Source organism: Klebsiella sp. 10982, assembly GCF_048589245.1.
GTDB lineage: Bacteria > Pseudomonadota > Gammaproteobacteria > Enterobacterales > Enterobacteriaceae > Klebsiella > Klebsiella quasivariicola.
Genome location: NZ_JBMAXV010000005.1, coordinates 221,401 through 244,702, shown reverse-complemented (window position 1 = coordinate 244,702; position 23,302 = coordinate 221,401). Strand labels below are relative to the sequence as shown.

Sequence of the window (23,302 nt, the reverse complement as noted above, 5' to 3'; positions counted from 1 at the left end):
TCAATATAACTTTCATTCGAAAGTGTTTTTATATTCATACGCAAACAAGAGGGTAAATCATGATCTTCAACATCCAGCGCTATTCCACCCATGACGGCCCAGGGATCCGCACCGTCGTCTTCCTGAAAGGCTGCTCGCTGGGCTGCCGCTGGTGCCAGAATCCGGAAAGCCGTGCCCGCAGCGAAGACCTGCTGTATGACCCGCGCCTGTGCCTTGCCGGTTGCGATCTGTGCCAGCGGGCGGCGCCGGATGTCATCACCCGTACCCTGGATGGTCTGATCATTCATCGGCAAAAGGTTAACGATAAGCATATTACCGCGCTGCGCGACTGCTGCCCCACGACCGCGCTGACGGTCTGCGGCGAGGAGAAAAGCGTCGAAGAGATCATGGCGACGGTGCTACGCGATAAACCGTTTTACGATCGCAGCGGCGGCGGTATTACGCTTTCCGGCGGCGAACCCTTTATGCACCCGGAGCTGGCGCAGGCGCTGTTCGAGGCCAGTCATCACGCGGGCATTCATACCGCCGTGGAAACCTGCCTGCACGTGCCGTGGAAATACATTGCTCCCTCCCTGCCCTCTGTTGACCTGTTTCTGGCCGACCTCAAGCATGTCGACGAAGCTGTGTTCCAGCAATGGACCGACGGCAGCGCCCGACGGGTGTTAGATAACCTGCAGCGCCTGGCGCAGGCAGGGAAAAAAATGATTATTCGCGTGCCGTTAATCCAGGGGTTCAACGCCAGCGAAGCCGACATTACCGCCATTATCAATTTTGCTGCCGACCGTTTGCAGGTCAGCGAAATCCATTTCCTGCCGTACCACACGCTGGGAATGAATAAATACCAACTACTCAGTCAGCCCTATACTGCACCGGATAAACCGCTGGATGCTCCTGAGCTGCTCGCCTTTGCGCAGGATTACGCGCGAAGCAAGGGGCTAACGGCGATATTACGAGGATAACCCTATGACTACTCTGAAACTCAACACGCTCAGCGCCCGCATCCAGGCCCATAAAATGGCGCTGGTGCATATCGTCAAGCCGCCAGTTTGTACCGAGCGCGCCCGCCACTACACTGAGATGTATCAGCAGCATCTTGATAAACCGATCCCGGTGCGCCGTGCGCTGGCGCTGGCTCACCATCTGGCTGAGCGCACCATCTGGATCAAGCACGATGAGCTGATCGTCGGCAACCAGGCCAGCGAAGTGCGCGCCGCGCCGATTTTCCCGGAATACACTGTCAGCTGGATTGAAAAAGAGATCGACGATCTCGCCGATCGCCCGGGTGCCGGCTTCTCGGTCAGCGAAGAAAACAAACGCGTACTGCATGAAGTGTGCCCATGGTGGCGCGGCCAGACCGTGCAGGACCGCTGCTACGGTATGTTTACCGATGAGCAAAAGGCGCTGCTCGCCACCGGTATCATCAAAGCGGAAGGCAATATGACCTCCGGTGATGCTCACCTGGCGGTCAACTACCCACTGCTGCTGGAAAAAGGGCTCGACGGGATGCGCGCCAAAGTCGCCGAACGCCGCTCGCGCATTAACCTGACGGTACTGGAAGACCTGCACGGCGAACAATTCCTGAAAGCGATTGATATCGTTCTGGAAGCGGTCAGCGACCACAGCAAACGCTTCGCCGCGCTGGCGCGCGAGATGGCGACAGCAGAATCCCGTGAATCACGCCGCCACGAACTGCTGACGATAGCCGAAAACTGCGACATCATCGCCCATGAGCCGCCGAAAACCTTCTGGCAGGCGCTGCAGCTGTGCTACTTCATTCAGCTGATCCTGCAGATTGAATCCAATGGTCACTCGGTCTCCTTTGGCCGTATGGACCAGTACCTGTACTCGTACTATCGTCGCGATGTTGAGATCCAGCAGTCGCTGGATCGTGAACAGGCCATTGAGCTGCTGCATAGCTGCTGGCTGAAGCTGCTGGAGGTCAACAAGATCCGCTCCGGCTCACACTCCAAGGCTTCTGCCGGCAGCCCGCTGTACCAGAACGTCACCATTGGTGGCCAGAATCTGGTAGACGGGAAGCCGCAGGACGCGGTCAATCCGCTGTCGTATGCCATCCTTGAATCCTGCGGTCGTCTGCGTTCTACCCAGCCGAACCTCAGCGTGCGCTACCACGCCGGGATGAGCAACGACTTCCTTGACGCCTGCGTTCAGGTGATCCGCTGCGGCTTCGGTATGCCGGCCTTCAACAATGACGAGATCGTAATCCCGGAATTCATTAAGCTGGGCATCGAGCCGCAGGACGCCTACGATTACGCCGCTATCGGCTGTATCGAAACCGCGGTCGGCGGTAAGTGGGGCTACCGTTGCACCGGCATGAGCTTCATTAACTTCGCGCGGGTGATGCTGGCGACGCTGGAAGGCGGCCGCGATGCCACCAGCGGCGAAGTGTTCCTGCCGCAGGAGCACGCCCTGTCGAAAGGCAACTTCGCTAACTTCGACCAGGTGTTGGCCGACTGGGATACCCAGATCCGCTACTACACCCGGAAGTCGATTGAGATTGAGTATGTGGTTGATACCATGCTGGAGGAGAACGTCCACGATATTCTCTGCTCGGCGCTGGTGGACGACTGCATCGAACGGGCGAAGAGCATTAAGCAAGGCGGCGCGAAGTATGACTGGGTTTCCGGCCTGCAGGTGGGCATCGCCAACCTCGGCAACAGCCTGGCGGCAGTGAAAAAACTGGTCTTCGATCAGGGCGCCATTGGCCAACAGGAACTGGCGAAGGCGCTGGCGGAAGACTTCGAAGGGCTGACTCACGAGCAGCTGCGCCAACGGTTGATCAACGGTGCACCGAAGTACGGTAACGATGATGACAGCGTGGACGAACTGCTGGCGCGGGCCTATCAGACCTATATCGATGAGTTGAAGCAGTATCACAACCCGCGCTATGGCCGCGGCCCGATTGGCGGCAACTATTACGCCGGGACATCGTCTATCTCCGCCAACGTCCCGTTCGGCGCGCAGACCATGGCCACGCCGGATGGCCGTAAAGCGCACGCCCCGCTGGCGGAAGGGGCCAGCCCGGCCTCCGGTACCGACCATCTGGGGCCAACGGCGGTCATCAGTTCAGTGGGTAAACTGCCCACCGGGGCGATCCTCGGCGGCGTGCTGCTTAACCAGAAGCTGAATCCATCAACGCTGGAGAACGAGTCCGACAAGCAGAAGCTGATGGTGCTGCTGCGTACCTTCTTCGAGGTGCATAAAGGCTGGCATATCCAGTACAACATCGTGTCGCGCGAGACGCTGCTGGAGGCGAAGAAACATCCTGACCAGTACCGCGATTTAGTGGTCCGCGTCGCTGGATACTCGGCGTTCTTCACCGCCCTGTCGCCGGATACTCAGGACGATATCATCGCCCGTACCGAGCATACGCTGTAACCCTTCGTGCCCGCTGGCGCTACGCTTAGCGGGCCAACCCAGTTCAGCAGGCCGGGTAAGGCCACTCCACCACCCGGCATTTTTTCTCTGCGTGCACTTTCATTCGAAATAAATTTGTGCTCCCCATCACATTGTAATTAGAATGTTACTGGTCGAAGTTAAGCCAGGAGCACTCTCTTATGACCGTTAAAGTTATCGTCACCGATATGGACGGAACTTTTCTCAATGACGCCAAGCAGTACGACCGCCCGCGTTTCCTCGCCCAGTTTGCGCAGCTCAAGCAGCAAGGTATTGAATTTGTTGTCGCCAGCGGTAACCAGTACTATCAGCTGATCTCCTTTTTCCCGGAAATTCGCGAGCAGATTTCATTCGTCGCAGAAAACGGCGCTCTGGTTTATGAACATGGCAAGCAGTTGTTCCACGGCGAACTGACCCGTCACGAATCACAGGTGGTGATTGGCGAACTGCTGAAAGATCCGCAGCTGAACTTTGTCGCCTGCGGCCTGCAGAGTGCCTACGTCAGCGATAAAGCCCCGGACGCCTTTGTCGCGCTGATGGCGAAGCACTACCATCGCCTGCAGCGAGTGAGCGACTATCACGCCATCAACGACACCCTGTTTAAATTCTCGCTTAATCTGCCGGACAGCGAGATCCCACAGCTGATCGATAAGCTGCACGTGTCGCTCGACGGCATCATGAAGCCGGTCACCAGCGGCTTTGGCTTTGTCGATTTGATTATCCCTGGCCTGCATAAAGCCAACGGCATCAGCCGCCTGCTCAAACGCTGGAACCTTTCGCCGCAGCAGTGCGTCGCCATCGGCGACAGCGGCAATGACGCCGAAATGCTGAAGCTGGTGAAATACGCCTTCGCCATGGGTAACGCCGCCGACAGCATTAAGGCCATTGCGGGTTATACCACCGACGATAATAACCATGACGGCGCGCTGAACGTCATTCAGGCCGTCCTCGATAGTACCACTCCCTTCAACGCGTGACCCTTCGCCGGGGTCTCATGCCCCGGCTTTTCCATTTTGTGCGCCGCAGCAAGATTTTAAACTTGCATTAACTCCATTTTAACTTAAATTAACGCTTGTAAGATTTAATACTTTCGAACGAAAGAAACAGCGAGGTTATTATGGCTGCTCTCCCGACCCACGAAACATTACCTGCCGATCACAAAGCGGCGATTCGCCAGATGAAACAGGCCCTACGCGCGCAAATCGGTGACGTTCAGGCGGTATTTGATAAACTTTCCGCGCACATCACAGAGCGTCTGGACGAAATTGAGGCCCTGAAAGCCGCCGGCCAGGAGGTTTGGCCGACGATCCCGTTCAGCGATATCGCCGAAGGAAGAGTGAGCGATGCCCAGCGCGCGGCGATTAAGCGCCGCGGCTGCGCGGTGATCAAGGGGCACTTCCCGCGCGAACAGGCGCTGGCCTGGGATAACGCCATGCTGGAATACCTGGATCGCAATCATTTCGACGACGTGTACAAAGGCCCCGGCGACAGCTTCTTCGGTTCGCTGGAGGCTTCGCGCCCGGAGATCTATCCGATCTACTGGTCGCCCTCGCAAATGCAGGCGCGCCAGAGTAATGAAATGGCGGCAGTGCAATCCTTCCTTAACCGCTTGTGGCGCTTTGAGCAGGACGGCACACGCTGGTTCGACCCGGATGTCAGCGTGATTTACCCCGACCGTATTCGCCGCCGTCCGCCGGGAACCACTTCGAAGGGGCTGGGCGCGCATACCGATTCCGGGGCGCTGGAGCGCTGGCTGCTCCCCGCCTACCAGCAGGTCTTCGCCAACGTCTTTAATGGCCATATCGACGCCTACGATCCGTGGGACGCCGCGCACCGTACCGAAGTGGAAGAGTACACCGTCGACAACACCACCAAATGCTCGGTGTTCCGCACCTTCCAGGGCTGGACGGCGCTGTCGGACATGATCCCGGGACAGGGGCTGCTGCACGTGGTGCCGATCCCCGAGGCGATGGCTTATGTGCTGCTGCGCCCGCTGCTTGACGATGTGCCAGAAGATGAGCTGTGCGGCGTCGCGCCGGGCAGAGTGCTGCCGATCTCTGAGCAGTGGCACCCGCTCTTAATTAAAGCGTTAAGCTCGATTCCGGCGCTGAATGCCGGCGATTCGGTCTGGTGGCACTGCGATGTGATTCACTCGGTGGCGCCGGTGGAAAATCAACAGGGCTGGGGCAACGTGATGTACATCCCCGCCGCGCCGATGTGCGAGAAGAATCTCGCCTATGCGCAGAAGGTGAAAGCCGCTCTGGAAAAAGGCGCCTCGCCGGGAGATTTCCCGCGCGAGGACTATGAAGCCAGCTGGCAGGGCCGCTTCACCCTGCAGGATCTGAATATTCACGGCAAACGGGCGCTGGGTATGCCGGTCTAATCGTCATACGGCCCCGGCGTTTCATGTCGTTAGTCACCCGGGTAAGGCGGAAACCGCCACCCGGGTAACGGACAGGGATTACTCAATACCTTTGCTGCGCAGGTAATCTTCGTAGTTGCCGCTGAAGTCGATCACGCGTTCCGGGGTGATCTCCAGGACGCGGGTGGCCAGAGAACTCACGAACTCACGGTCATGGGAGACGAAGATCAGGGTGCCCTGATACATCTCCAGCGCCATGTTCAGCGATTCAATGGATTCCATATCCAGGTGGTTGGTCGGTTCGTCCATCACCAGGATGTTTGGCTTCTGCATCATCAGCTTACCGAACAGCATGCGCCCTTTCTCGCCACCGGAGAGGACCTTAGCCGGCTTTTTAATATCGTCCTGGCTAAACAACAGACGGCCGAGGATGCTGCGCACGGCCTGCTCGTCGTCGCTTTCCTGCTTCCACTGACTCATCCACTCGAAGACCGTCAGGTCGTTTTCGAACTCGTACTCATGGTCCTGCGCGTAGTAGCCGATTTGCGCGTTTTCAGACCATTTCACGCTGCCGTTGTCCGGCTGCAGTTCGCCTACCAGGGTTTTCAGCATGGTGGATTTACCCACGCCGTTGGCGCCCAGAATGGCAATCTTCTCGCCCACCTCCAGCAGCAGGTTGACGTTTTTGAACAACGGACCTTCATCAAAGCCTTTGGTAAGGGCTTCCACTTCCAGCGCATTACGGAACAGTTTCTTGTCCTGCTCGAAACGGATAAACGGGTTCTGACGGCTGGAGGCTTTGACCTCTTCCAGCTTGATTTTGTCAATCTGACGCGCGCGCGAGGTCGCCTGACGTGATTTAGAAGCGTTGGCGCTGAAGCGGCTAACAAAGGACTGCAGGTCCGCAATCTGCGCTTTTTTCTTGGCGTTATCCGCCAGCAGACGCTCCCGCGCCTGGGTGGCCGCGGTCATGTATTCGTCGTAGTTGCCCGGATAGACGCGCAGCTCGCCGTAGTCAAGGTCCGCCATATGGGTGCAGACCATGTTCAGGAAGTGACGGTCATGCGAAATGATGATCATGGTGCTGTCGCGATCGTTCAGCGTCTGTTCCAGCCAGCGAATGGTGTCGATGTCCAGGTTGTTGGTTGGTTCATCAAGCAGCAGGATGTCCGGATTGGAGAACAGCGCCTGCGCCAGCAGAACACGCAGTTTCCAGCCCGGCGCGACTTCGCTCATCGGGCCGTAATGCTGTTCAACCGGAATGCCGACGCCGAGCAGCAGTTCGCCCGCGCGCGCTTCTGCGGAGTAGCCGTCCATTTCGCCATATTTGACTTCCAGATCGGCCACTTTGTAGCCATCTTCTTCGCTCATCTCCGCCAGGGCGTAGATGCGATCGCGCTCCTGCTTCACTTCCCACAGCTCGCCGTGGCCCATGATGACCGTATCCAGCACGGTGAACGCTTCAAAGGCGAACTGATCCTGACGCAGCTTACCGATACGCTCGTTCGGATCGAGAGAAACGTTGCCCAGCGTCGGTTCGAGATCGCCGCCGAGGATCTTCATAAAGGTCGATTTACCGCTGCCGTTGGCGCCGATCAGACCATAACGGTTGCCGCCGCCAAATTTAACGGAGATATTTTCGAACAGCGGCTTACTGCCAAACTGCATGGTAACGTTGCTGGATACTAGCACGGGGATATCCTGAAAAAAGAGTATGAGGGGTGTGATACAGCAGACATTATGCCAGCAAATGACACACTTTTCACGGCCTGCGGTAAATTCCGCCGCGGCGCTTGTGCTAAGGTCTTTGTCAGATGAGGCGGAAACCCGCGCTCAAACGGTTATTCTGTACGTCATTATGAGGAGCCCCATGACCACCAGCCTACCGCGACATCCGGCCTTTTTATCCCTGCAGGGCGGTATTAATTTTCGCGACCTGGGTGGCCAGCGTGCCGCCGACGGACGCCGTGTACGCAGCGGCAAGCTGCTGCGCTCCGGCGCGCTAAACCGGTTGACCGCAGAGGATCTCAACCACCTGGATACCCTGCCGCTCAGCCGGGTGCTCGACTATCGCGACCCCGGCGAAGTGCAGCGCACCCCGGACAAACTGAGCCCGCTTACCCACTATCTCAACGCGCCGGCCAATCCGCCCGTCAGCGAGGTCAACGCGAAGGTTACCGAGCTGAATGCCGCCACCCTTAACGCGCTGAACGGTGAACAGTTCATGCTGCAACTCTATCGCCAGCTGCCGTTTAACAACCCGGCCTATCGCCAGCTCGCCGCGTGGCTTACCACCCCTTTTGACGGCGCCTTACTGCAACATTGCGCGGTCGGCAAAGATCGCACCGGCGTCGGCTGCGCGTTAACCCTGTTCGCCGTCGGCTGCGACAGCGAAACGGTGATGGAGGAGTACCTGCTTACCCACGGCATGTTAACGCCGGTGGAGGAGTGGATGCTGGAAAGGCTGGGCAACGACCTGACCGCCCAGGGGCGCCAGAGTCTGGCGGATATCCTGACGGTGAAAGAGTCCTATCTCGCCGCCGCGCTGTCGGCCATCCACCAGCGCTATGGCACCGTCGACGCCTGGCTGGCGAAAGAGTATCAGCTCACCGCTCCGGTTCGCGCCGATCTGCAGACCCGGCTGCTGGAAGAATAGCGTTTTTTTCTACCCCGAGGGGGCGCTGGTGTCGCCCGCCGGGACGCGGCAGCAGGGACGACAGGGAAAAAAATGTGATTTCGTACACATCTGATTTACCTGTTCAGCGGAATGCACATATAATGCGCTCCCATCTACTGTCTGAATCATTTAACAAAGGCCTGTGTGGCGTTGATTTCGCACACGACATTAAAGACTATGAAATTATCTACACTCTTAGCGGCAGCCTTCGCCATCGTAGGCTTTTGCAATACAGCGTCTGCTGTCACCTATCCTTTGCCAACCGATGGCAGCCGTTTGGTTGGTCAGAACCAGGTCATCACCATTCCGGATGATAACAAGCAGCCGCTGGAATACTTCGCGGCGAAATATCAGATGGGGCTTTCCAACATGCTGGAAGCCAACCCGGGGGTGGACACCTATCTGCCGAAAGGCGGTAGCGTACTGAACATTCCTCAGCAGCTGATCCTGCCGGATACCGTGCATGAAGGGATTGTCATCAACAGCGCAGAAATGCGTCTGTACTACTACCCGAAAGGCACCAACACCGTCATCGTTCTGCCGATCGGGATCGGTCAGTTAGGCAAAGATACGCCGATCAACTGGACCACCAAAGTCGAACGTAAGAAAGCCGGCCCGACCTGGACGCCGACCGCCAAGATGCATGCTGAATACGCCGCTGCCGGCAACCCGCTGCCAGCCGTCGTACCGGCCGGCCCGGATAACCCGATGGGCCTGTACGCGCTGTATATCGGCCGTCTGTACGCCATCCACGGCACCAACGCTAACTTCGGTATCGGCCTGCGCGTAAGCCACGGCTGCGTGCGTCTGCGCAACGATGACATCAAATTCCTGTTTGAGAACGTGCCGGTCGGCACCCGCGTGCAGTTTATCGATGAACCGGTAAAAGCCACCACCGAGCCGGATGGCAGCCGTTATATTGAAGTTCACAACCCGCTGTCGACCACCGAAGCGCAGTTCCAGGGCGGCGAGATTGTGCCGATCACTCTGACTCAGCCGGTACAGGCGATCACCAGCCAGTCTGATGTCGATCAGAACGTGGTTGAGCAGGCTATTCAGAACCGCTCCGGTATGCCGGTGCGTCTGAACTAAGTTCTGCATGACGAGAAAAACGGCGGGCCTGATGCCCGCCGTTTTTTTATCTGTGTTTTCCCGGACGACTAAACCGTGCCACATCGCAGCCCCGCTACGCGCAGCGCCAGCCGGGGGTCTCACATTAACCGTTATTAACGAGAATAATCCCGCCGTGATCGTAGCGGTAGTGACAGTGGGCATACTCCAGCGGCGTGCCGTCTTCGAGATAGATAACCTGCTCCACCTCCAGCACCGGATCGGTCGGCTCGCAGTGAAGATGCTGCCTGTCCAGCTCGTCCGGTTTCATCGCCCGTACCACACGGTAAGAGCCCATCAGCTTCAGCCCCAGCGTCTCCTGCAGGTAGCGAAACACCGACCCTTCCAGATGGTTTTTGGTTAACCCTGGCACCAGCCCCACCGGCATAACCGTCAGGTCCAGCGATACTGGCTCGCAGTTGAGCAGCCGCAGGCGGACAAAGTCATACACCGGGGCATCGGCGTCGATCAGCAGCGAGCTTTGCTCCTTGTCGCTGGGAAAGCGCACCGCAAAGCGCACCACTTCGCTTTGTACCTCGCCAAGATGCTCCCAGGTTTTGGTGGCGCCAAAATAGTCGCTGCCGGGCAGCTCCCACTGCGACAGCTGAAGGAAATTTTTCCGCACAAAGGTGCCCTGCCCTTTACGGGTATAGATCAGCCCTTCGACGATTAACTGGCGCATCGCCTGCTGGATGGTCATCCGGCTGGTGCTGAACTCTGCCGCCAGCGCAAACTGGTCGGGTAGCGGCGCGCTGGCAGGATACTGCTGGCTGATGATACGTTTTTTTATTTCCCGCGCGATTTGCTGATACTTCGCCGTCATTCCCCGGTCCTTATCCATTCAGTGAGTGGCTGGCGGGCAGAATACACCATCTGACCGCCAGGACACCGTTACATCGTTTCGCCGTTGCTGTGGATCACCTGCTTCAGCCACGCATAGCTCTTCTTCGGCACCCGCCGCAGGTCCTTGAGGTCATGGTTCTCACGATTGACGTACACCACGCCGTAGCGCTTACGCATATCGCCCTGTGAGCTCAGGATATCGATTAATCCCCAGCCGAGATAGCCAATCACCTGCGCCCCATCCTCAAAGATGGCCGCTTTCATGGCGTTGATATGGTCGCGATGGTAGGCGATGCGGTAATCATCGGCAATGGGATGTTCACCGTCCCAGGATTCGATCACCCCGATGCCGTTTTCAATCGGGAACACCGGCAGGCGCCAGTCGTTATAGTAGCGAGTAATGATCGCCCGGAAACCCAGCGGATCAATCTGCCAGTTCCATTCCGTCGCTTTCAGGAACGGGTTATCCTGGTTACCAAATAACATATAATTATTGACCGCAGTTCCCGGCGGGATGACGTCGCTATTCAGTGTGCGGCTGGCGTAATAGCTGAACGCCAGATAATCGACCTTCACCGTCGCCATCAGCGCAAGATCCTCCGGACGATAGATATCGTCAAAGCCCTCGCGGGCGACAACGTGCATCACCTCCGGGCTGTAACCCTCGCCGGCATAGGCTCGCAGCAGGTTCTGGTTTAAAAACTCATCCAGTTGCTGGGCGCAGAAAATATCCCGCGGCTTACAGGTGGCCGGATAGACCAGCGCGTGAGCCAGCATCCCACCCATCAGACACTGCGGCTTCGCCTGATGCAGATAATGGGTGAGATGGACATGCGCCATCATGACATGGTGCTGGATCATATACAGCTCGCGCAGGGTTTTCTCTCCCTGCAGGTAGCCGGAAATCAGAAACGCTTCCGGCGAATGGTACAGATTCTGTTCATTGAAGGTCAGCCAGTACTTCACCTTATCGCCGTAACAGTCGATCATCTTCTGACCATAGCGGATAAAGGCATCCATTACCCGACGGTCGGTAAAACCGTTGTAGCGCTCCGCCAGGGAGAGCGGCATATCAAAATGGTACAGACAGATCATCGGCTCGATGCCGCGGGCAATAAGCTCATCGATAAACTGATGATAAAAGGCGATCCCTTCTTCATTAAACTCCCCATCCCCCTCCGGGCACACCCGGCTCCAGGCGATCTGGAAGCGGTAGCAGTTCATGCCCAGATCCTGCATCAAATCGAAATCTTCGCGGAAGCGATGATACGAGTCAGTCGCCACCTTCCAGTCCGAGGCGAACTCCGCCGGTTGACGAATATCGTACACCGACATCCCCTTGCCGCCCTCGTTCCACGCGCCTTCCGTCTGCATGCTGGAGACGGAGTTACCCCATAAAAAATCTGCCGGTAGCGTCTTTTTCATACTCACCTCTGTATATGACTAGTCATTTAAAACTCATGACTAGTCATATACAGAAAAGCGAACAGGTAAGCAAAGTCCGGGATCGGTTTCTGTGAGCCGGACAAAAAAAGATCGCCCCGGGGGGCGATCCTGGCGATCGACGTGGATGAGGGCACAATGCTGCTGAGATCAGGCGCTGAGTTTGAAGAGCCAGTAGCCGGTGAGCGCTGCCCACAGCAGCATGGGGATGGAGTACAGATGGAAGCGCCACCAGATGCGCCGATCGCCGGCCATGCGCAGGGCGATAATATTGGCCAAAGAACCCGGCAGCAGGCCAAAGCCGCCCACGTTAACCGCCCAGGCGAGCAGGATCGACGGCGGAACATAGTTGAGCAGCAGAATGGTCGAGGGCACGTTACTGATCACTTGCGACAGGCCGATGGCGGTCAGCCACAGTCCACCGCCGGAGAGCGTCCCTACCCCGCTCAGCACCTGGTGCAGGGCCGGCAGCTGGGTCAGCAGATGGACGTCAATAAACATCACCATAAACACCAGCAGCAGTGACCAGTCGACATGGACGATCACCGCCCGGGCCAGCACCAGGAAGCCCAGCAGCACCAGTGCCAGTCCCCACAGGGCCTGATTCATCTCCAGCGCCGTCAGGAACACCACATACAATCCCAGACAGCTCCAGACGAGCTTAGGCTGCCATGACGGCGCTCTGTCGCTGCTCTGGTAGCTGAGCCGCTTCGCCGGGAAACAGAACCAGCACAGCACCAGCAGGGTCAGCATCATCGCCGCCGCCAGCGGCAGCATCTGGCCGATAAACCCGAGGAAAGAGAGGCCGGATCGTCCCCACAGCAAAATATTCTGCGGGTTGCCGATCGGCGTCAGCAGCGACCCGGCGTTCACCGCCAGCGCTTCGAAAATAATCAGCCGGTTCACCGGGATGGCGCACCACTTTTTCAGCGTCAGCGTCAACGGCACCACAATAAACAGGGCGACGTCGTTGGTGAGAAAGGTGGACAGCAGCGCCGCCGCCAGCACCATAAAGATGGCCAGCTGCCGCTCAGTCACAAAGCGGCGGGCCATTTTACGCCCCAGCACGTCAAAATAGCCGCTTAATTCAATTCCCTTAGTCAACAGCATCAGACCGCTGAGCGTGACGATGGTATGCCAGTCAATGGCCGCTGGCCAGCTTGCCGGAACAAACGGCACGATGGCGCTGAGCACGCAGGCGATAATCAGCAGCAGGTGTAAAAACCGGTCGCGCAACAGCGACTGGACGAAGGGAAGAGTCATACTTCCTGGGATCCCTGTTTTTGGGTAAATTTCAGGAACATCGCCAGCGTCTCTTCGCTCACGTGATGCTCCATCCCTTCCGCATCGCGGCGGGCAATCTCCTGACTGACGCCAATCGCCAGCAGAAAGTTTTCCACAATCTGATGGCGCTCGCGGCTTTCCTGGGCCAGCTTCTCTCCCTCCGGGGTTAAGAAGATCCCGCGCCAGGGGATCTGTTCAATAAGACCGACGCTGGCCAGGCGTTTGAGCATTTTGGCGACCGTGGGCTGCGAAACGCCAAGACGCGCCGCCATATCCACCTGGCGCGCCTCCCCCACTTCGTTGATCAGATCGGAGATCAGCTCGACATAGTCATCGATCAGCTCGCGGCGATGCGCTTCCCGCACCTGACGGAACCCCTCCACGTGCTCTTCAACATTTACTAACTGCGTCACTTTTTTTGTTATTGGCTTACCTGCGCGACGGTTCATTGTGCTTCCTCATTCGTGTGACGCGTCAAGCATCATATAAAAAGATCCACATTGTAATGGATTGCGGCAAGAGCACAAAAAATTAACGTTTTAGCCATAGCTATAAAATATAGCCTGTGCTATATCTGTATGTAATGCAAACAGCCATCATGGATAGACGGCGTGAACAGGCAGGAGGAGAGCAGATGAGCGAATTCAAGAGGTGCTTAAACGTGTTTAGCCATTCACCCTTTAAAGTACGATTAATGCTGATCGGTATGCTGTGCGAGATGATCAACGGTAAACCGCAGCAAGACAAACCCAATCCCTGAAGCGGCGTCGCGGTACGCCGCTTCATTTTTCTGTCATCTTCTGCCGGTAAAATGGCCAGTTCCCCCCGTTTCCCTGACCTTTTTTCAAGTTTTGTAAGCGTCCTCGCAAAACAATCTGTTATGTCTGGTTGACCTTACCATTTACAAGCCCTATCTTTGCACAGCCCTGCCACATTCGCGGCTCGCAGAGACCCTCTTCACGCACTGTCCAGCAGGTTTTACCCCTTGACGCCAGGGGATGCGCATGGCCTCTTTTTGATTGTTTACTATGAATGTCACCACCCTGAAAGATACGCTGGTTGCCCGCCGACTGGCACCGAACCCATGGACAGGATTCTACTTTTTACAATCGCTGTTAATTAATCTGGCGCTGGGCTATGAATTTAGCCTGCTCTATACCGTGGCATTTACCTGCGTGTTACATCTTCTGTGGCGCGCTTTTCCGCGCGTCCAGAAAGTGGTGGTCGGCGCCTATTCGCTGCTGGCAGCCCTGTACTACCCCTTCGGCCAGGCCTACGGCGCTCCTAACTTCAACACCTTACTGGCGCTTCACGCCACCAACGTGGAAGAGTCCACCGAAATTCTGACCATCTTCCCGTGGTACAACTATCTGCTGGCGGTCTTCATTTTCGCGCTGGGTATCATTGCGGTCCGCCGCAGGATCGTCGCGCCCTCCCGCTGGGGAAAAATGGAAACCCTGGGCCTGCTGTTCACTCTCGGGGTCTTCTTTCTCCAGCCGGTGCAAAACCTCGCCTGGGGCGGCGTGTTCAAGGTGATTGATACCGGTTATCCGGCCTTTCGTTTTGTCAAAGACGTGGTGGTAAATAACAACGAGGTGCTGGACGAACAGGCGCGGATGGCGCAGCTGGCCGGCATGAAAGACAGCTGGCACGTGCTGGCGGTGAAGCCAAAGTACCATCTCTATGTGGTGGTGATCGGTGAAAGCGCGCGCCGCGACGCCCTCGGCGCCTTCGGTGGCCACTGGGACAACACGCCATTTGCCAGCTCGGTGAACGGGTATCTGTTTAACAACTATGTCGCTGCCAGCGGCTCGACGCAGAAATCACTCGGCCTGACGCTTAACCGGGTGGTCGACGGCAAACCGCAGTTTCAGGATAACTTTGTCACCCTCGCTAACCGCGCGGGTTTCCAGACCTGGTGGTTCTCCAACCAGGGGCAGATTGGCGAGTACGACACCGCTATCGCCAGCATTGCCAAACGTGCGGATGAAGTCCAGTTCCTGAAAAACGGCGATTTCGAAGCCAATAAAAATACCCAGGACGAGCAGTTATTAAAGCTGACCGAGCAGGTGCTCTCCACCCAGCGCACCCAGCCGCAGCTGATTGTCCTGCATCTGATGGGCTCTCATCCGCAGGCCTGCGACCGCACCAAAGGCAAATACACGGTGTTCGTCCAGTCAAAGGAGACCTCCTGCTATCTCTACAGCATGACGCAGACCGACACGCTGCTGGCTAAGCTCTATAGCCAGTTGCAAAACTCCGGCAATACCTTTTCACTGACCTATTTTTCCGATCATGGCCTGGCGTTCAAGGAGCGGGGAAAAGAGGTGCAGTATCTGGCGCATGACGATAAGTTCCAGCAGAACTTCCAGGTGCCGTTTATGGTGCTCTCCAGCGATGACAAAGCGCATAAAGTGATTAAGGCGCAGCGTTCGGCGAATGATTTCCTCAGCTTCTTCTCCCAGTGGACCGGGATTCAGGCGGCAGAGATCGCCCCGCGCTACCGGTTTATCTCCGAGCAAAAGGCCGGTCCGGTGTATATCACCAACTTCCAGCTGCAGAAGGTCGATTATTCCCACCTCGGCACCGATGAGTTCACGGTCAACTAATCGTTCAGTCCCGGCCAACCGGCCGGGCCGCCTGCCAGCAGGCAAAAAAAATCCGCCCCGAGAGGCGGATTTTTCATATCACCGGAGTGATTAGAAGCGGTAACCCACGCCAGCAATCCAGGTACCGACGTCAACGTTACGAATACGAGACTGCTCGTAGGAGAAGTCCAGGGCAACGTTTTCGATCGGGTTGAACTGCAGACCAGCACCGTAAGAGAAACCGTAGTCGCTCATATCGGATTTCTGGTTCGGGAAGTTGTTGTTCTGGAATTTACCGTAACCAACACCCACTACGCCGTAGATGCTTGCCCAGTCGTTCAGACGGTAAGCCGGACCTGCGGTGATGCCGTAGTACTGACCTTTGTTGTAAGTACCGTTGCTGGTGTTATCCTTTTCGGTGTAGGTGAAGGAACCGATAACACCCAGCGGGTTGTTATCTTGCTCGTAACGGTATTTCAGGTTGAAACCGCCAGCTTTGTTCGCTTTACCCTGCATGTCGCTCTGCGCGTAACCGCCGGTTACGGTAGAAGTTGCAGCAAATGCAGTGGTACCTACGGATGCAGCCAGAACAACGGCCAGTGCTGAAAGACGTGCAATTTTATTCATAACCACCTCAAATGTGTTTCTAATAAGTCCTAAGCCTTAAATATATCAAAAATTTTTGGGAAACTCTTTGGAGTTTACATTGTCTAACATACTTTTTCATGTAACCAAAAGTTTCCATATTTCTATAACAATATGGAAAACAACAGTTTTTGTCGTTAACTTACATCTTAACGCTCATTAAGAAATTCGCAAGCATCCAGATTAATCCTAATCGACGGGCGCATTTCTCAGCCATGTTCGCCATTGTACTGTTTTTAGCCCCGTTTTTTTCAACATTAGCTCAACCGCTACCCGCTAATTCCAGTACACTGGAACTTTTACGACTTTTGACAAAACCTGACAGGAGAAAGGATGCCCGGTCCATCCCGAAAAACAGCGGCATGGTTGCCGATAGTTGTGATTTTAGTCGCGATGACCTCAATTCAGAGCGGCGCCTCGCTCGCCAAATCGCTGTTCCCGGTGGTCGGTGCCCCGGGCGTCACCGCCCTGCGCCTGGCGCTCGGGACGCTGATCCTGGTGGTGGTATTCAAGCCATGGCGGCTACGTTTCTCACCGGCGCAGCGCGTGCCGCTGCTGCTGTACGGCCTGGCGCTCGGGGCGATGAACTACCTCTTTTATTTATCCCTGCAGCGCATTCCGCTCGGCGTGGCGGTAGCTCTGGAATTTACCGGCCCGCTGGCGGTGGCGCTGTTCGGTTCGCGTCGTCCGCTGGATTTCGTCTGGGTGGCGCTGGCTATCCTCGGATTGTGGTATCTCCTGCCGCTGGGGCAGAACGTGGCGCAGGTTGATTTAACCGGCGCGCTGTTCGCCCTTGGCGCCGGCGCGTGCTGGGCGGTCTATATCCTGACCGGGCAACGTGCTGGTGAAGAGCATGGGCCAGCCACGGTGGCGATGGGGTCGCTTATCGCCTCGCTGGTGTTTGTGCCGTTAGGCATGGCGCAGGCCACCGATACGCTGTGGCAGTGGTCGCTGCTGCCGCTGGGGCTGGGGATCGCCATTCTCTCCACCGCGCTGCCCTATTCTCTCGAGATGATGGCCCTGACGCGCCTGCCGACGCGCACCTTCGGCACGCTGATGAGCCTTGAGCCAGCCTTAGCCGCTCTCTCTGGTATGGTCTTTCTCGGTGAAACCCTGAAGCTCTCCCAGACCCTGGCGCTGGGCGCGATTATCATCGCCTCAATGGGCGCCACGCTGACCATGCAGCGACAAAGTAAAATCGAGCAAGTCGATATCAATTAACATTCTGTTACGGCGGCAGCCCGCAGCGCCTGCGGGCCCGTTTTTATCAATTAACCGTCTGATCCTTCAGTTCTTTTTAAATAACCAACCGCTTTGCGCTATCAGAGTGATATGGCCTGCCGATGCCGCATACTTAAAATCCCTTGCTATACTTAGTCCCGAAGTTACCTGGGACAACGCTCCACATCATTCCGATTTGAAATGTGACGAGCATCAATATCAAGAGGATATGAAACGATGAGTACCGCAAAACTGGTTAAATCAAAAGCGTCTAATCTGGTCTATACCCGCAACGATGTCGCTGACAGCGAAAAGAAAGCGACCATTGAGCTGTTGAATCGCCAGGTGATCCAGTTCATTGACCTGTCTCTTATCACCAAGCAGGCACACTGGAATATGCGCGGTGCGAACTTTATCGCCGTGCACGAAATGCTGGATGGCTTCCGTACCGCGCTGACCGAACATCTGGACACCATGGCCGAGCGTGCCGTACAGCTGGGCGGCGTCGCCCTGGGCACCACTCAGGTCATTAACAGCAAAACGCCGCTGCAGAGCTACCCGCTGGACATCCATCACGTTCAGGATCACCTGAAAGCACTGGCTGACCGCTATGCGGTGGTAGCGAACGATGTGCGCAAAGCGATCGACGAAGCCAAAGACGAAGATACCGCAGATATTTTCACCGCGGCCTCCCGCGATCTGGATAAATTCCTGTGGTTCATCGAAGCGAATATTGAATAAGGCTCTGCCGCCGGCTGCTTCGCGGTCGGCGGCGCCTGTTACTTTTCCTACCGCTTTTCCTTTCCCTTTTCTTCTCAAGCCATTCATCAACAGCGGGTCATGCACCTTTTTAGGGCAGCGTATTGATGAAAATGCGCACAAAAGTAAAACAATTGTAATAATCACCTCACACAATCGTTACACCGAGATTGTTTTCCCGTCAGTGTTTGCGCTAAAAATGGGCTCGTAATTCAGCGACCTGATGATGCACCAAAATAACGCCCCGTTATGGTGCGATCGCTATCCCAAACGATCGATATTGTGCAACCACTGCCGCTTCGTTTGTTAGAAAACAACAAGTTGTAAAAGTGGCACGATTTTTTCATTAGGCTAGTCGTTCTCGCAGGGGATCGTCCCGTGGATATAAAAGGAAATGCTATGAAGTCTGTATTTAAAGTTTCACTGGCTGCACTGACCCTGGCTTTTGCGGTTTCTTCCCATGCCGCCAATAAGACGCTGGTTGTCGCCACCGATACGGCGTTCGTCCCGTTCGAATTTAAGCAAGGCGATAAATATGTCGGGTTTGACGTTGACCTGTGGGCGGCTATCGCTAAAGAGCTGAAGCTCGACTACACCCTGAAGCCAATGGACTTCAGCGGCATTATCCCGGCGCTGCAAACTAAAAATATCGATCTGGCGCTGGCCGGGATCACTATCACCGAAGAACGTAAAAAAGCGATCGACTTCTCCGACGGCTACTACAAAAGCGGCCTGCTGGTGATGGTTAACGCCAACAATAACGACATCAAAGATGTCAAAGATCTGAACGGTAAAGTGGTGGCGGTGAAGAGCGGTACCGGCTCCGTTGATTACGCGAAAGCCAATATCAAAACCAAAGACCTGCGTCAGTTCCCGAACATCGATAACGCCTACATGGAGCTGGGTACCGGCCGCGCTGATGCCGTGCTGCACGATACACCGAATATTCTCTACTTCATCAAGACCGCCGGCAACGGCAAGTTCAAAGCGGTAGGGGAATCACTGGAAGCGCAAAACTACGGTATCGCCTTCCCGAAAGGCAGCGACGAGCTGCGTGAGAAAGTGAACGGCGCGCTGAAAACGCTGCGCGAGAACGGCACCTACAACGAAATTTATAAAAAATGGTTCGGCACTGAACCAAAATAATAAGAATCAACTTCGCCGGACGCAGGTCCGGCGAAATAACCACGATCTTCCGATGCCCGCTGTGCGGAAGAGCGTATTTTGGCGGAGGCATTCCTCTGCTCTCGACACGGTAACAGGAACGTATTATGCAGTTTGACTGGAGTGCCATCTGGCCTGCCATTCCGATTTTGCTGGAAGGCGCCAAAATGACGCTGTGGATTTCCGTCCTCGGCCTGGCCGGCGGCCTGATAATCGGTCTGGTGGCCGGTTTCGCCCGCTGCTTCGGCGGCTGGATCGCCAACCACATCGCACTGGTGTTTATTGAAATCATTCGCGGCACCCCGATTGTGGTGCAGGTCATGTTCATCTACTTTGCGCTGCCGATGGCCTTTAGCGACCTGCGCATCGACCCCTTCTCCGCAGCGGTAGTGACCATCATGATTAACTCGGGCGCCTATATCGCGGAAATTACCCGCGGCGCGGTGCTCTCCATTCATAAAGGCTTCCGCGAAGCGGGCCTGGCGCTGGGCCTGTCGCGTCGCGAAACCATTCGCCACGTGATCCTGCCGCTGGCGCTGCGCCGCATGCTGCCGCCGCTGGGCAACCAGTGGATCATCAGCATCAAGGACACCTCGCTGTTCATCGTCATCGGCGTCGCCGAACTGACCCGTCAGGGACAGGAGATCATCGCGGGCAACTTCCGCGCCCTGGAAATCTGGAGCGCCGTTGCCGTGATTTACCTGATTATCACCCTGGTCCTGAGCTTTATTCTGCGCCGTCTTGAAAGAAGGATGAAAATCCTGTGATTGAATTTAAAAACGTTTCCAAGCACTTTGGCCCGACCCAGGTGCTGCACGATATCTCCCTGAAGATTAATCAGGGTGAGGTGGTGGTCATTATCGGCCCTTCCGGCTCCGGTAAGTCAACGATGCTGCGCTGCATCAATAAACTGGAAGAGATCACCAGCGGCGATCTGATTGTCGATGGCCTGAAGGTCAACGACCCGAAGGTGGACGAACGTCTGATCCGTCAGGAAGCCGGGATGGTATTTCAGCAGTTTTATCTGTTCCCGCACCTGACGGCGCTGGAGAACGTCATGTTTGGTCCGCTGCGGGTCCGCGGCGCCAGCAAGCAGGCGGCAGAGAAACAGGCGAAAGATCTGCTGGCGAAAGTCGGTCTGGCTGAGCGCGCGCATCACTATCCGTCTGAACTCTCCGGCGGCCAGCAGCAGCGTGTAGCCATCGCCCGCGCGCTGGCGGTGAAGCCAAAGATGATGCTGTTTGATGAACCGACCTCAGCACTCGACCCGGAACTGCGCCATGAAGTGCTCAAGGTGATGCAGGATCTGGCGGAAGAAGGCATGACGATGGTGATCGTGACCCACGAAATCGGTTTCGCCGAAAAAGTGGCCTCGCGGCTGATCTTTATCGATAAAGGCCGGATCGCCGAAGACGGCAACCCGCAGGAGCTGGTGAAGAACCCGCCAAGCCCGCGCCTGCGCGAATTCCTGCAGCACGTCGCTTAATCCACAGCGGCTCTCTCCCCCATAGAGAGCCGCTTTCCAGATTCCTCTTCCCTCCCCTTTCGCCATCGGCTTCTATACTTACCCGTTTACGTTGCAACGGAGGTGCCCATGCCGTGGATCCTGCTTTTGCTCGCCGCGCTGTTTACTGCCCCGCTTTCCGCCGCCGCCCTGCCCGGCGTCCCGGCGGCCAACACCGATAAAAACAGCGCCAGCGAACCCGATGTAGAACAGAAAAGAGCGGCTTATGCCGCCCTGGCCGACGTGCTGGCCAACGACAGCGCCCGTCAGGAGCTTATTGACCAGTTGCGGAAAGCGGCCGCCACGCCGCCGCCCGATAACACCCCGACGCTGACGCCACCGGCGGTGAAAGAAGAGACCACGGTGCTGGAGAACGTCACCCAGATCAGTCGGGAATACGGTGAGCAGCTCTCGTCACGCTTTTCCCAGCTGTGGCGCAATATCACCGGCTCACCGCATAAGCCCTTTAATCTGCAAACCTTTACCAGCGCGGCCTGGCATTTTTTACTACTGGCCGGGCTGGTGTTTGCCTTCTGGTGGCTGGTGCGCCTCGCAGCGCTGCCGTTGTATCGTAAAATGGGCGAATGGGGACGGCATAAAAATCGCGATCGCGGTAACTGGCTCCAGCTGCCCCTGACCATCGCCGGGGCGTTTATCATCGACCTGCTGCTGCTGACGCTGACCTTGTTTGTCGGTCAGCTGTTAAGCGATCGCCTGAATGGTAATAACCCCACCATCGCCTTCCAGCAGAGCCTTTTCCTCAACGCCTTCGCGCTGATTGAGTTCTTTAAAGCCATTCTGCGGCTCATTTTTTGCCCACGCATCCCGGCGCTCAGGCCCTTTAATCTCGGCGACGAGGCCGCGTCATACTGGAGTCTGCGCCTGAGCGCGCTCAGCAGCCTGATCGGCTACGGCCTGATCGTCGCCGTGCCGATTATTTCCAACCAGATGAATGTGCAGATTGGCGCACTGGCTAACGTCGTGATTATGCTGTGCATTACGCTGTGGGCGCTGTATCTGATCTTTCATAACAAAGCGGTGATTACTCAGGGGCTGATCCACCTGGCCGACCACTCACTCGCCTTCTTTAGCCTGTTTATCCGCGCCTTCGCGCTGGTCTGGCACTGGCTGGCCTGCGCCTACTTTGTGGTGCTCTTTTTCTTCTCCCTGTTCGACCCGGGCAACAGCCTGAAATTCATGATGGGCGCCACTCTGCGCAGCCTGGCGATTATCGGCGGTGCGGCGCTGGTGTCCGGCATCCTGTCGCGCTGGATAGCCAAAACCATCACCCTGTCGCCCGCGACCCAGCGAAACTATCCTGAGCTGCAAAAGCGGCTCAACGGCTGGATCTCCGCCTCGCTGAAGGCGGCGCGTATTCTCACCGTCTGCGTCGCCATCATGCTGCTGTTGAGCGCCTGGGGCCTGTTTGACTTCCGCGAATGGCTGCATAACGATGCCGGACAAAAAACGGTGGATGTGCTGATCCGCATCGCCCTCATCCTCTTCTTCTCTGCCATCGGCTGGACGGTGCTGGCCAGCCTGATCGAAAACCGGCTGGCCTCGGATATTCATGGCCGCCCGCTGCCCAGCGCGCGGGCCCGAACGCTGCTGACGCTGTTTCGCAACGCGCTGGCGGTGGTGATCAGCACCATCACGGTGATGATCCTGCTCTCGGAGATTGGGGTTAACATTGCGCCGCTGCTGGCGGGCGCCGGGGCGTTAGGGCTGGCGATTTCGTTTGGCGCGCAAACCCTGGTCAAAGACATTATCACCGGCATATTTATCCAGTTTGAAAACGGGATGAACACCGGCGATCTGGTCACCATCGGCCCTTTGACCGGTACCGTGGAACGCATGTCGATTCGCTCAGTAGGGGTGCGCCAGGATACCGGCGCCTATCACATTATTCCCTGGTCCTCGATCACCACTTTTGCCAACTTCGTGCGCGGCATTGGCTCGGTAGTCGCCAACTATGATGTCGACCGTCATGAGGATCTGGATAAAGCCAGCCAGGCGCTGAAGGCGGCGGTGGACGATCTGCTGGCCCAGGAGGAGATCCGCGGCCTGATCATTGGCGAACCATCATTCGCCGGGCTGGTGGGGCTGAGCAATACCGCCTTTACGCTACGCGTCAGCTTCACTACCCTGCCACTGAAGCAGTGGACGGTGCGCTTTGCCCTCGACACTCAGGTGAAAAAGCACTTCGATCGCGCCGGGGTTCGCGCGCCGGTACAGACCTGGCAACAGCTGCCGATGCCGGGCTCAGACAGCCCGGCCGCGGAGTAGCG

Annotated in this window: 19 protein-coding genes and 1 pseudogene; 14 read left to right on the top strand and 6 right to left on the bottom strand. The window is 56.7% G+C overall.

Annotation, left to right across the window (positions count from 1 at the left end):
- Nucleotides 1-59: 59 nt before the first annotated feature.
- The 4 genes from ACKLKD_RS06860 to ACKLKD_RS06845 all read left to right on the top strand — a co-directional run bounded on the left by ACKLKD_RS06860 (nucleotide 60) and on the right by ACKLKD_RS06845 (nucleotide 5,797).
- Entirely contained in the window at nucleotides 60-959 is a 900-nt protein-coding gene (locus ACKLKD_RS06860) for a glycyl-radical enzyme activating protein (protein ID WP_080897584.1), read from the top strand.
- A 4-nt stretch (nucleotides 960-963) separates the two neighbouring features.
- Nucleotides 964-3,396, top strand: coding sequence for a formate C-acetyltransferase/glycerol dehydratase family glycyl radical enzyme (locus ACKLKD_RS06855; protein WP_087805010.1), 2,433 nt, complete (start codon nucleotides 964-966; stop codon nucleotides 3,394-3,396).
- Nucleotides 3,397-3,575: 179 nt separating this feature from the next.
- The gene (locus tag ACKLKD_RS06850) at nucleotides 3,576-4,391 is read left to right on the top strand and encodes a Cof-type HAD-IIB family hydrolase (RefSeq protein ID WP_025714152.1); all 816 of its coding nucleotides are present in this window, start codon (nucleotides 3,576-3,578) and stop codon (nucleotides 4,389-4,391) included.
- A 140-nt stretch (nucleotides 4,392-4,531) separates the two neighbouring features.
- On the top strand, nucleotides 4,532-5,797 hold the full coding sequence (locus ACKLKD_RS06845; RefSeq protein WP_025714151.1) for a DUF1479 domain-containing protein: 1,266 nt from the start codon (nucleotides 4,532-4,534) through the stop codon (nucleotides 5,795-5,797).
- Nucleotides 5,798-5,875: 78 nt separating this feature from the next.
- Here the strand turns inward: ACKLKD_RS06845 and ACKLKD_RS06840 are convergent, their stop codons facing one another.
- Complete coding sequence (locus tag ACKLKD_RS06840) at nucleotides 5,876-7,468, bottom strand: ABC-F family ATPase (protein WP_025714150.1); 1,593 nt, start codon at nucleotides 7,466-7,468, stop codon at nucleotides 5,876-5,878.
- 48 nt (nucleotides 7,469-7,516) lie between these two features.
- Here ACKLKD_RS06840 and ACKLKD_RS06835 point away from each other — a divergent pair.
- Together ACKLKD_RS06835 and ldtB are read left to right on the top strand one after the other, a co-directional pair.
- Nucleotides 7,517-8,432, top strand: a pseudogene (locus ACKLKD_RS06835) (tyrosine-protein phosphatase).
- Between the two features lie 198 nt (nucleotides 8,433-8,630).
- Entirely contained in the window at nucleotides 8,631-9,545 is a 915-nt protein-coding gene (gene ldtB, locus ACKLKD_RS06830) for a L,D-transpeptidase (RefSeq protein WP_025714147.1), read from the top strand.
- Nucleotides 9,546-9,669: 124 nt separating this feature from the next.
- Here the strand turns inward: ldtB and ACKLKD_RS06825 are convergent, their stop codons facing one another.
- The 4 genes from ACKLKD_RS06825 to mntR all read right to left on the bottom strand — a co-directional run bounded on the left by ACKLKD_RS06825 (nucleotide 9,670) and on the right by mntR (nucleotide 13,582).
- A complete protein-coding gene (locus ACKLKD_RS06825; RefSeq protein WP_080897585.1) occupies nucleotides 9,670-10,386 on the bottom strand; it encodes a GntR family transcriptional regulator in 717 nt (238 codons plus the stop codon).
- 68 nt (nucleotides 10,387-10,454) lie between these two features.
- On the bottom strand, nucleotides 10,455-11,831 hold the full coding sequence (locus ACKLKD_RS06820; RefSeq protein WP_087805012.1) for a glycoside hydrolase family 1 protein: 1,377 nt from the start codon (nucleotides 11,829-11,831) through the stop codon (nucleotides 10,455-10,457).
- A 168-nt stretch (nucleotides 11,832-11,999) separates the two neighbouring features.
- Nucleotides 12,000-13,112 carry an anion transporter gene (locus ACKLKD_RS06815; RefSeq protein WP_080897587.1) on the bottom strand — a complete coding sequence of 371 codons (1,113 nt, stop codon included), beginning with the start codon at nucleotides 13,110-13,112 and terminating at the stop codon, nucleotides 12,000-12,002.
- Nucleotides 13,109-13,582: a manganese-binding transcriptional regulator MntR gene (mntR, locus tag ACKLKD_RS06810; protein WP_025713998.1), complete on the bottom strand. Its 474-nt coding sequence runs from the start codon at nucleotides 13,580-13,582 to the stop codon at nucleotides 13,109-13,111. Before mntR ends, ACKLKD_RS06815 begins: the two co-directional genes overlap by 4 nt.
- A 185-nt stretch (nucleotides 13,583-13,767) precedes the next feature.
- On the opposite strand from mntR, the gene mntS reads away from it, so the two are divergent.
- A complete protein-coding gene (mntS, locus tag ACKLKD_RS06805; protein ID WP_042929743.1) occupies nucleotides 13,768-13,893 on the top strand; it encodes a manganase accumulation protein MntS in 126 nt (41 codons plus the stop codon).
- A 268-nt stretch (nucleotides 13,894-14,161) separates the two neighbouring features.
- On the top strand, nucleotides 14,162-15,742 hold the full coding sequence (locus ACKLKD_RS06800; protein WP_080897588.1) for a phosphoethanolamine transferase: 1,581 nt from the start codon (nucleotides 14,162-14,164) through the stop codon (nucleotides 15,740-15,742).
- A gap of 90 nt (nucleotides 15,743-15,832) precedes the next feature.
- On the opposite strand, the gene ompX is transcribed toward ACKLKD_RS06800, so the two are convergent.
- Nucleotides 15,833-16,348, bottom strand: coding sequence for an outer membrane protein OmpX (gene ompX, locus ACKLKD_RS06795; protein ID WP_008805777.1), 516 nt, complete (start codon nucleotides 16,346-16,348; stop codon nucleotides 15,833-15,835).
- Nucleotides 16,349-16,699: 351 nt separating this feature from the next.
- Here ompX and rhtA point away from each other — a divergent pair, with 351 nt between their 5' ends.
- The 6 genes from rhtA to ybiO all read left to right on the top strand — a co-directional run bounded on the left by rhtA (nucleotide 16,700) and on the right by ybiO (nucleotide 23,300).
- Entirely contained in the window at nucleotides 16,700-17,587 is an 888-nt protein-coding gene (rhtA, locus tag ACKLKD_RS06790) for a threonine/homoserine exporter RhtA (RefSeq protein WP_025713996.1), read from the top strand.
- Between the two features lie 237 nt (nucleotides 17,588-17,824).
- Nucleotides 17,825-18,328, top strand: coding sequence for a DNA starvation/stationary phase protection protein Dps (gene dps, locus ACKLKD_RS06785; RefSeq protein ID WP_002895841.1), 504 nt, complete (start codon nucleotides 17,825-17,827; stop codon nucleotides 18,326-18,328).
- A 417-nt stretch (nucleotides 18,329-18,745) separates the two neighbouring features.
- Nucleotides 18,746-19,492, top strand: coding sequence for a glutamine ABC transporter substrate-binding protein GlnH (gene glnH / locus ACKLKD_RS06780; protein WP_025713995.1), 747 nt, complete (start codon nucleotides 18,746-18,748; stop codon nucleotides 19,490-19,492).
- Between the two features lie 125 nt (nucleotides 19,493-19,617).
- Nucleotides 19,618-20,277, top strand: coding sequence for a glutamine ABC transporter permease GlnP (glnP, locus tag ACKLKD_RS06775; RefSeq protein ID WP_002895837.1), 660 nt, complete (start codon nucleotides 19,618-19,620; stop codon nucleotides 20,275-20,277).
- A complete protein-coding gene (gene glnQ / locus ACKLKD_RS06770) occupies nucleotides 20,274-20,996 on the top strand; it encodes a glutamine ABC transporter ATP-binding protein GlnQ (RefSeq protein ID WP_008805775.1) in 723 nt (240 codons plus the stop codon). The genes glnP and glnQ overlap by 4 nt, the downstream gene beginning before the upstream one ends.
- Before the next feature lie 108 nt (nucleotides 20,997-21,104).
- Nucleotides 21,105-23,300, top strand: coding sequence for a mechanosensitive channel protein (ybiO, locus tag ACKLKD_RS06765; protein ID WP_080897589.1), 2,196 nt, complete (start codon nucleotides 21,105-21,107; stop codon nucleotides 23,298-23,300).
- The last annotated feature ends 2 nt before the right edge of the window (nucleotides 23,301-23,302 follow it).

Coding starts and splice junctions, on each gene's coding strand:
- ACKLKD_RS06850 (WP_025714152.1), top strand. CDS start 3,576: ATGACCGTTAAAGTTATCGTCACCGATATGGACGGAACTTTTCTCAAT.
- ompX (WP_008805777.1), bottom strand. CDS start 16,348: ATGAATAAAATTGCACGTCTTTCAGCACTGGCCGTTGTTCTGGCTGCA.
- ACKLKD_RS06825 (WP_080897585.1), bottom strand. CDS start 10,386: ATGACGGCGAAGTATCAGCAAATCGCGCGGGAAATAAAAAAACGTATC.
- mntR (WP_025713998.1), bottom strand. CDS start 13,582: ATGAACCGTCGCGCAGGTAAGCCAATAACAAAAAAAGTGACGCAGTTA.
- ldtB (WP_025714147.1), top strand. CDS start 8,631: ATGAAATTATCTACACTCTTAGCGGCAGCCTTCGCCATCGTAGGCTTT.
- rhtA (WP_025713996.1), top strand. CDS start 16,700: ATGCCCGGTCCATCCCGAAAAACAGCGGCATGGTTGCCGATAGTTGTG.
- ACKLKD_RS06860 (WP_080897584.1), top strand. CDS start 60: ATGATCTTCAACATCCAGCGCTATTCCACCCATGACGGCCCAGGGATC.
- ACKLKD_RS06845 (WP_025714151.1), top strand. CDS start 4,532: ATGGCTGCTCTCCCGACCCACGAAACATTACCTGCCGATCACAAAGCG.
- glnH (WP_025713995.1), top strand. CDS start 18,746: ATGAAGTCTGTATTTAAAGTTTCACTGGCTGCACTGACCCTGGCTTTT.
- ACKLKD_RS06800 (WP_080897588.1), top strand. CDS start 14,162: ATGAATGTCACCACCCTGAAAGATACGCTGGTTGCCCGCCGACTGGCA.
- ACKLKD_RS06820 (WP_087805012.1), bottom strand. CDS start 11,831: ATGAAAAAGACGCTACCGGCAGATTTTTTATGGGGTAACTCCGTCTCC.
- dps (WP_002895841.1), top strand. CDS start 17,825: ATGAGTACCGCAAAACTGGTTAAATCAAAAGCGTCTAATCTGGTCTAT.
- ACKLKD_RS06815 (WP_080897587.1), bottom strand. CDS start 13,112: ATGACTCTTCCCTTCGTCCAGTCGCTGTTGCGCGACCGGTTTTTACAC.
- ACKLKD_RS06855 (WP_087805010.1), top strand. CDS start 964: ATGACTACTCTGAAACTCAACACGCTCAGCGCCCGCATCCAGGCCCAT.
- glnP (WP_002895837.1), top strand. CDS start 19,618: ATGCAGTTTGACTGGAGTGCCATCTGGCCTGCCATTCCGATTTTGCTG.
- mntS (WP_042929743.1), top strand. CDS start 13,768: ATGAGCGAATTCAAGAGGTGCTTAAACGTGTTTAGCCATTCACCCTTT.
- ybiO (WP_080897589.1), top strand. CDS start 21,105: ATGCCGTGGATCCTGCTTTTGCTCGCCGCGCTGTTTACTGCCCCGCTT.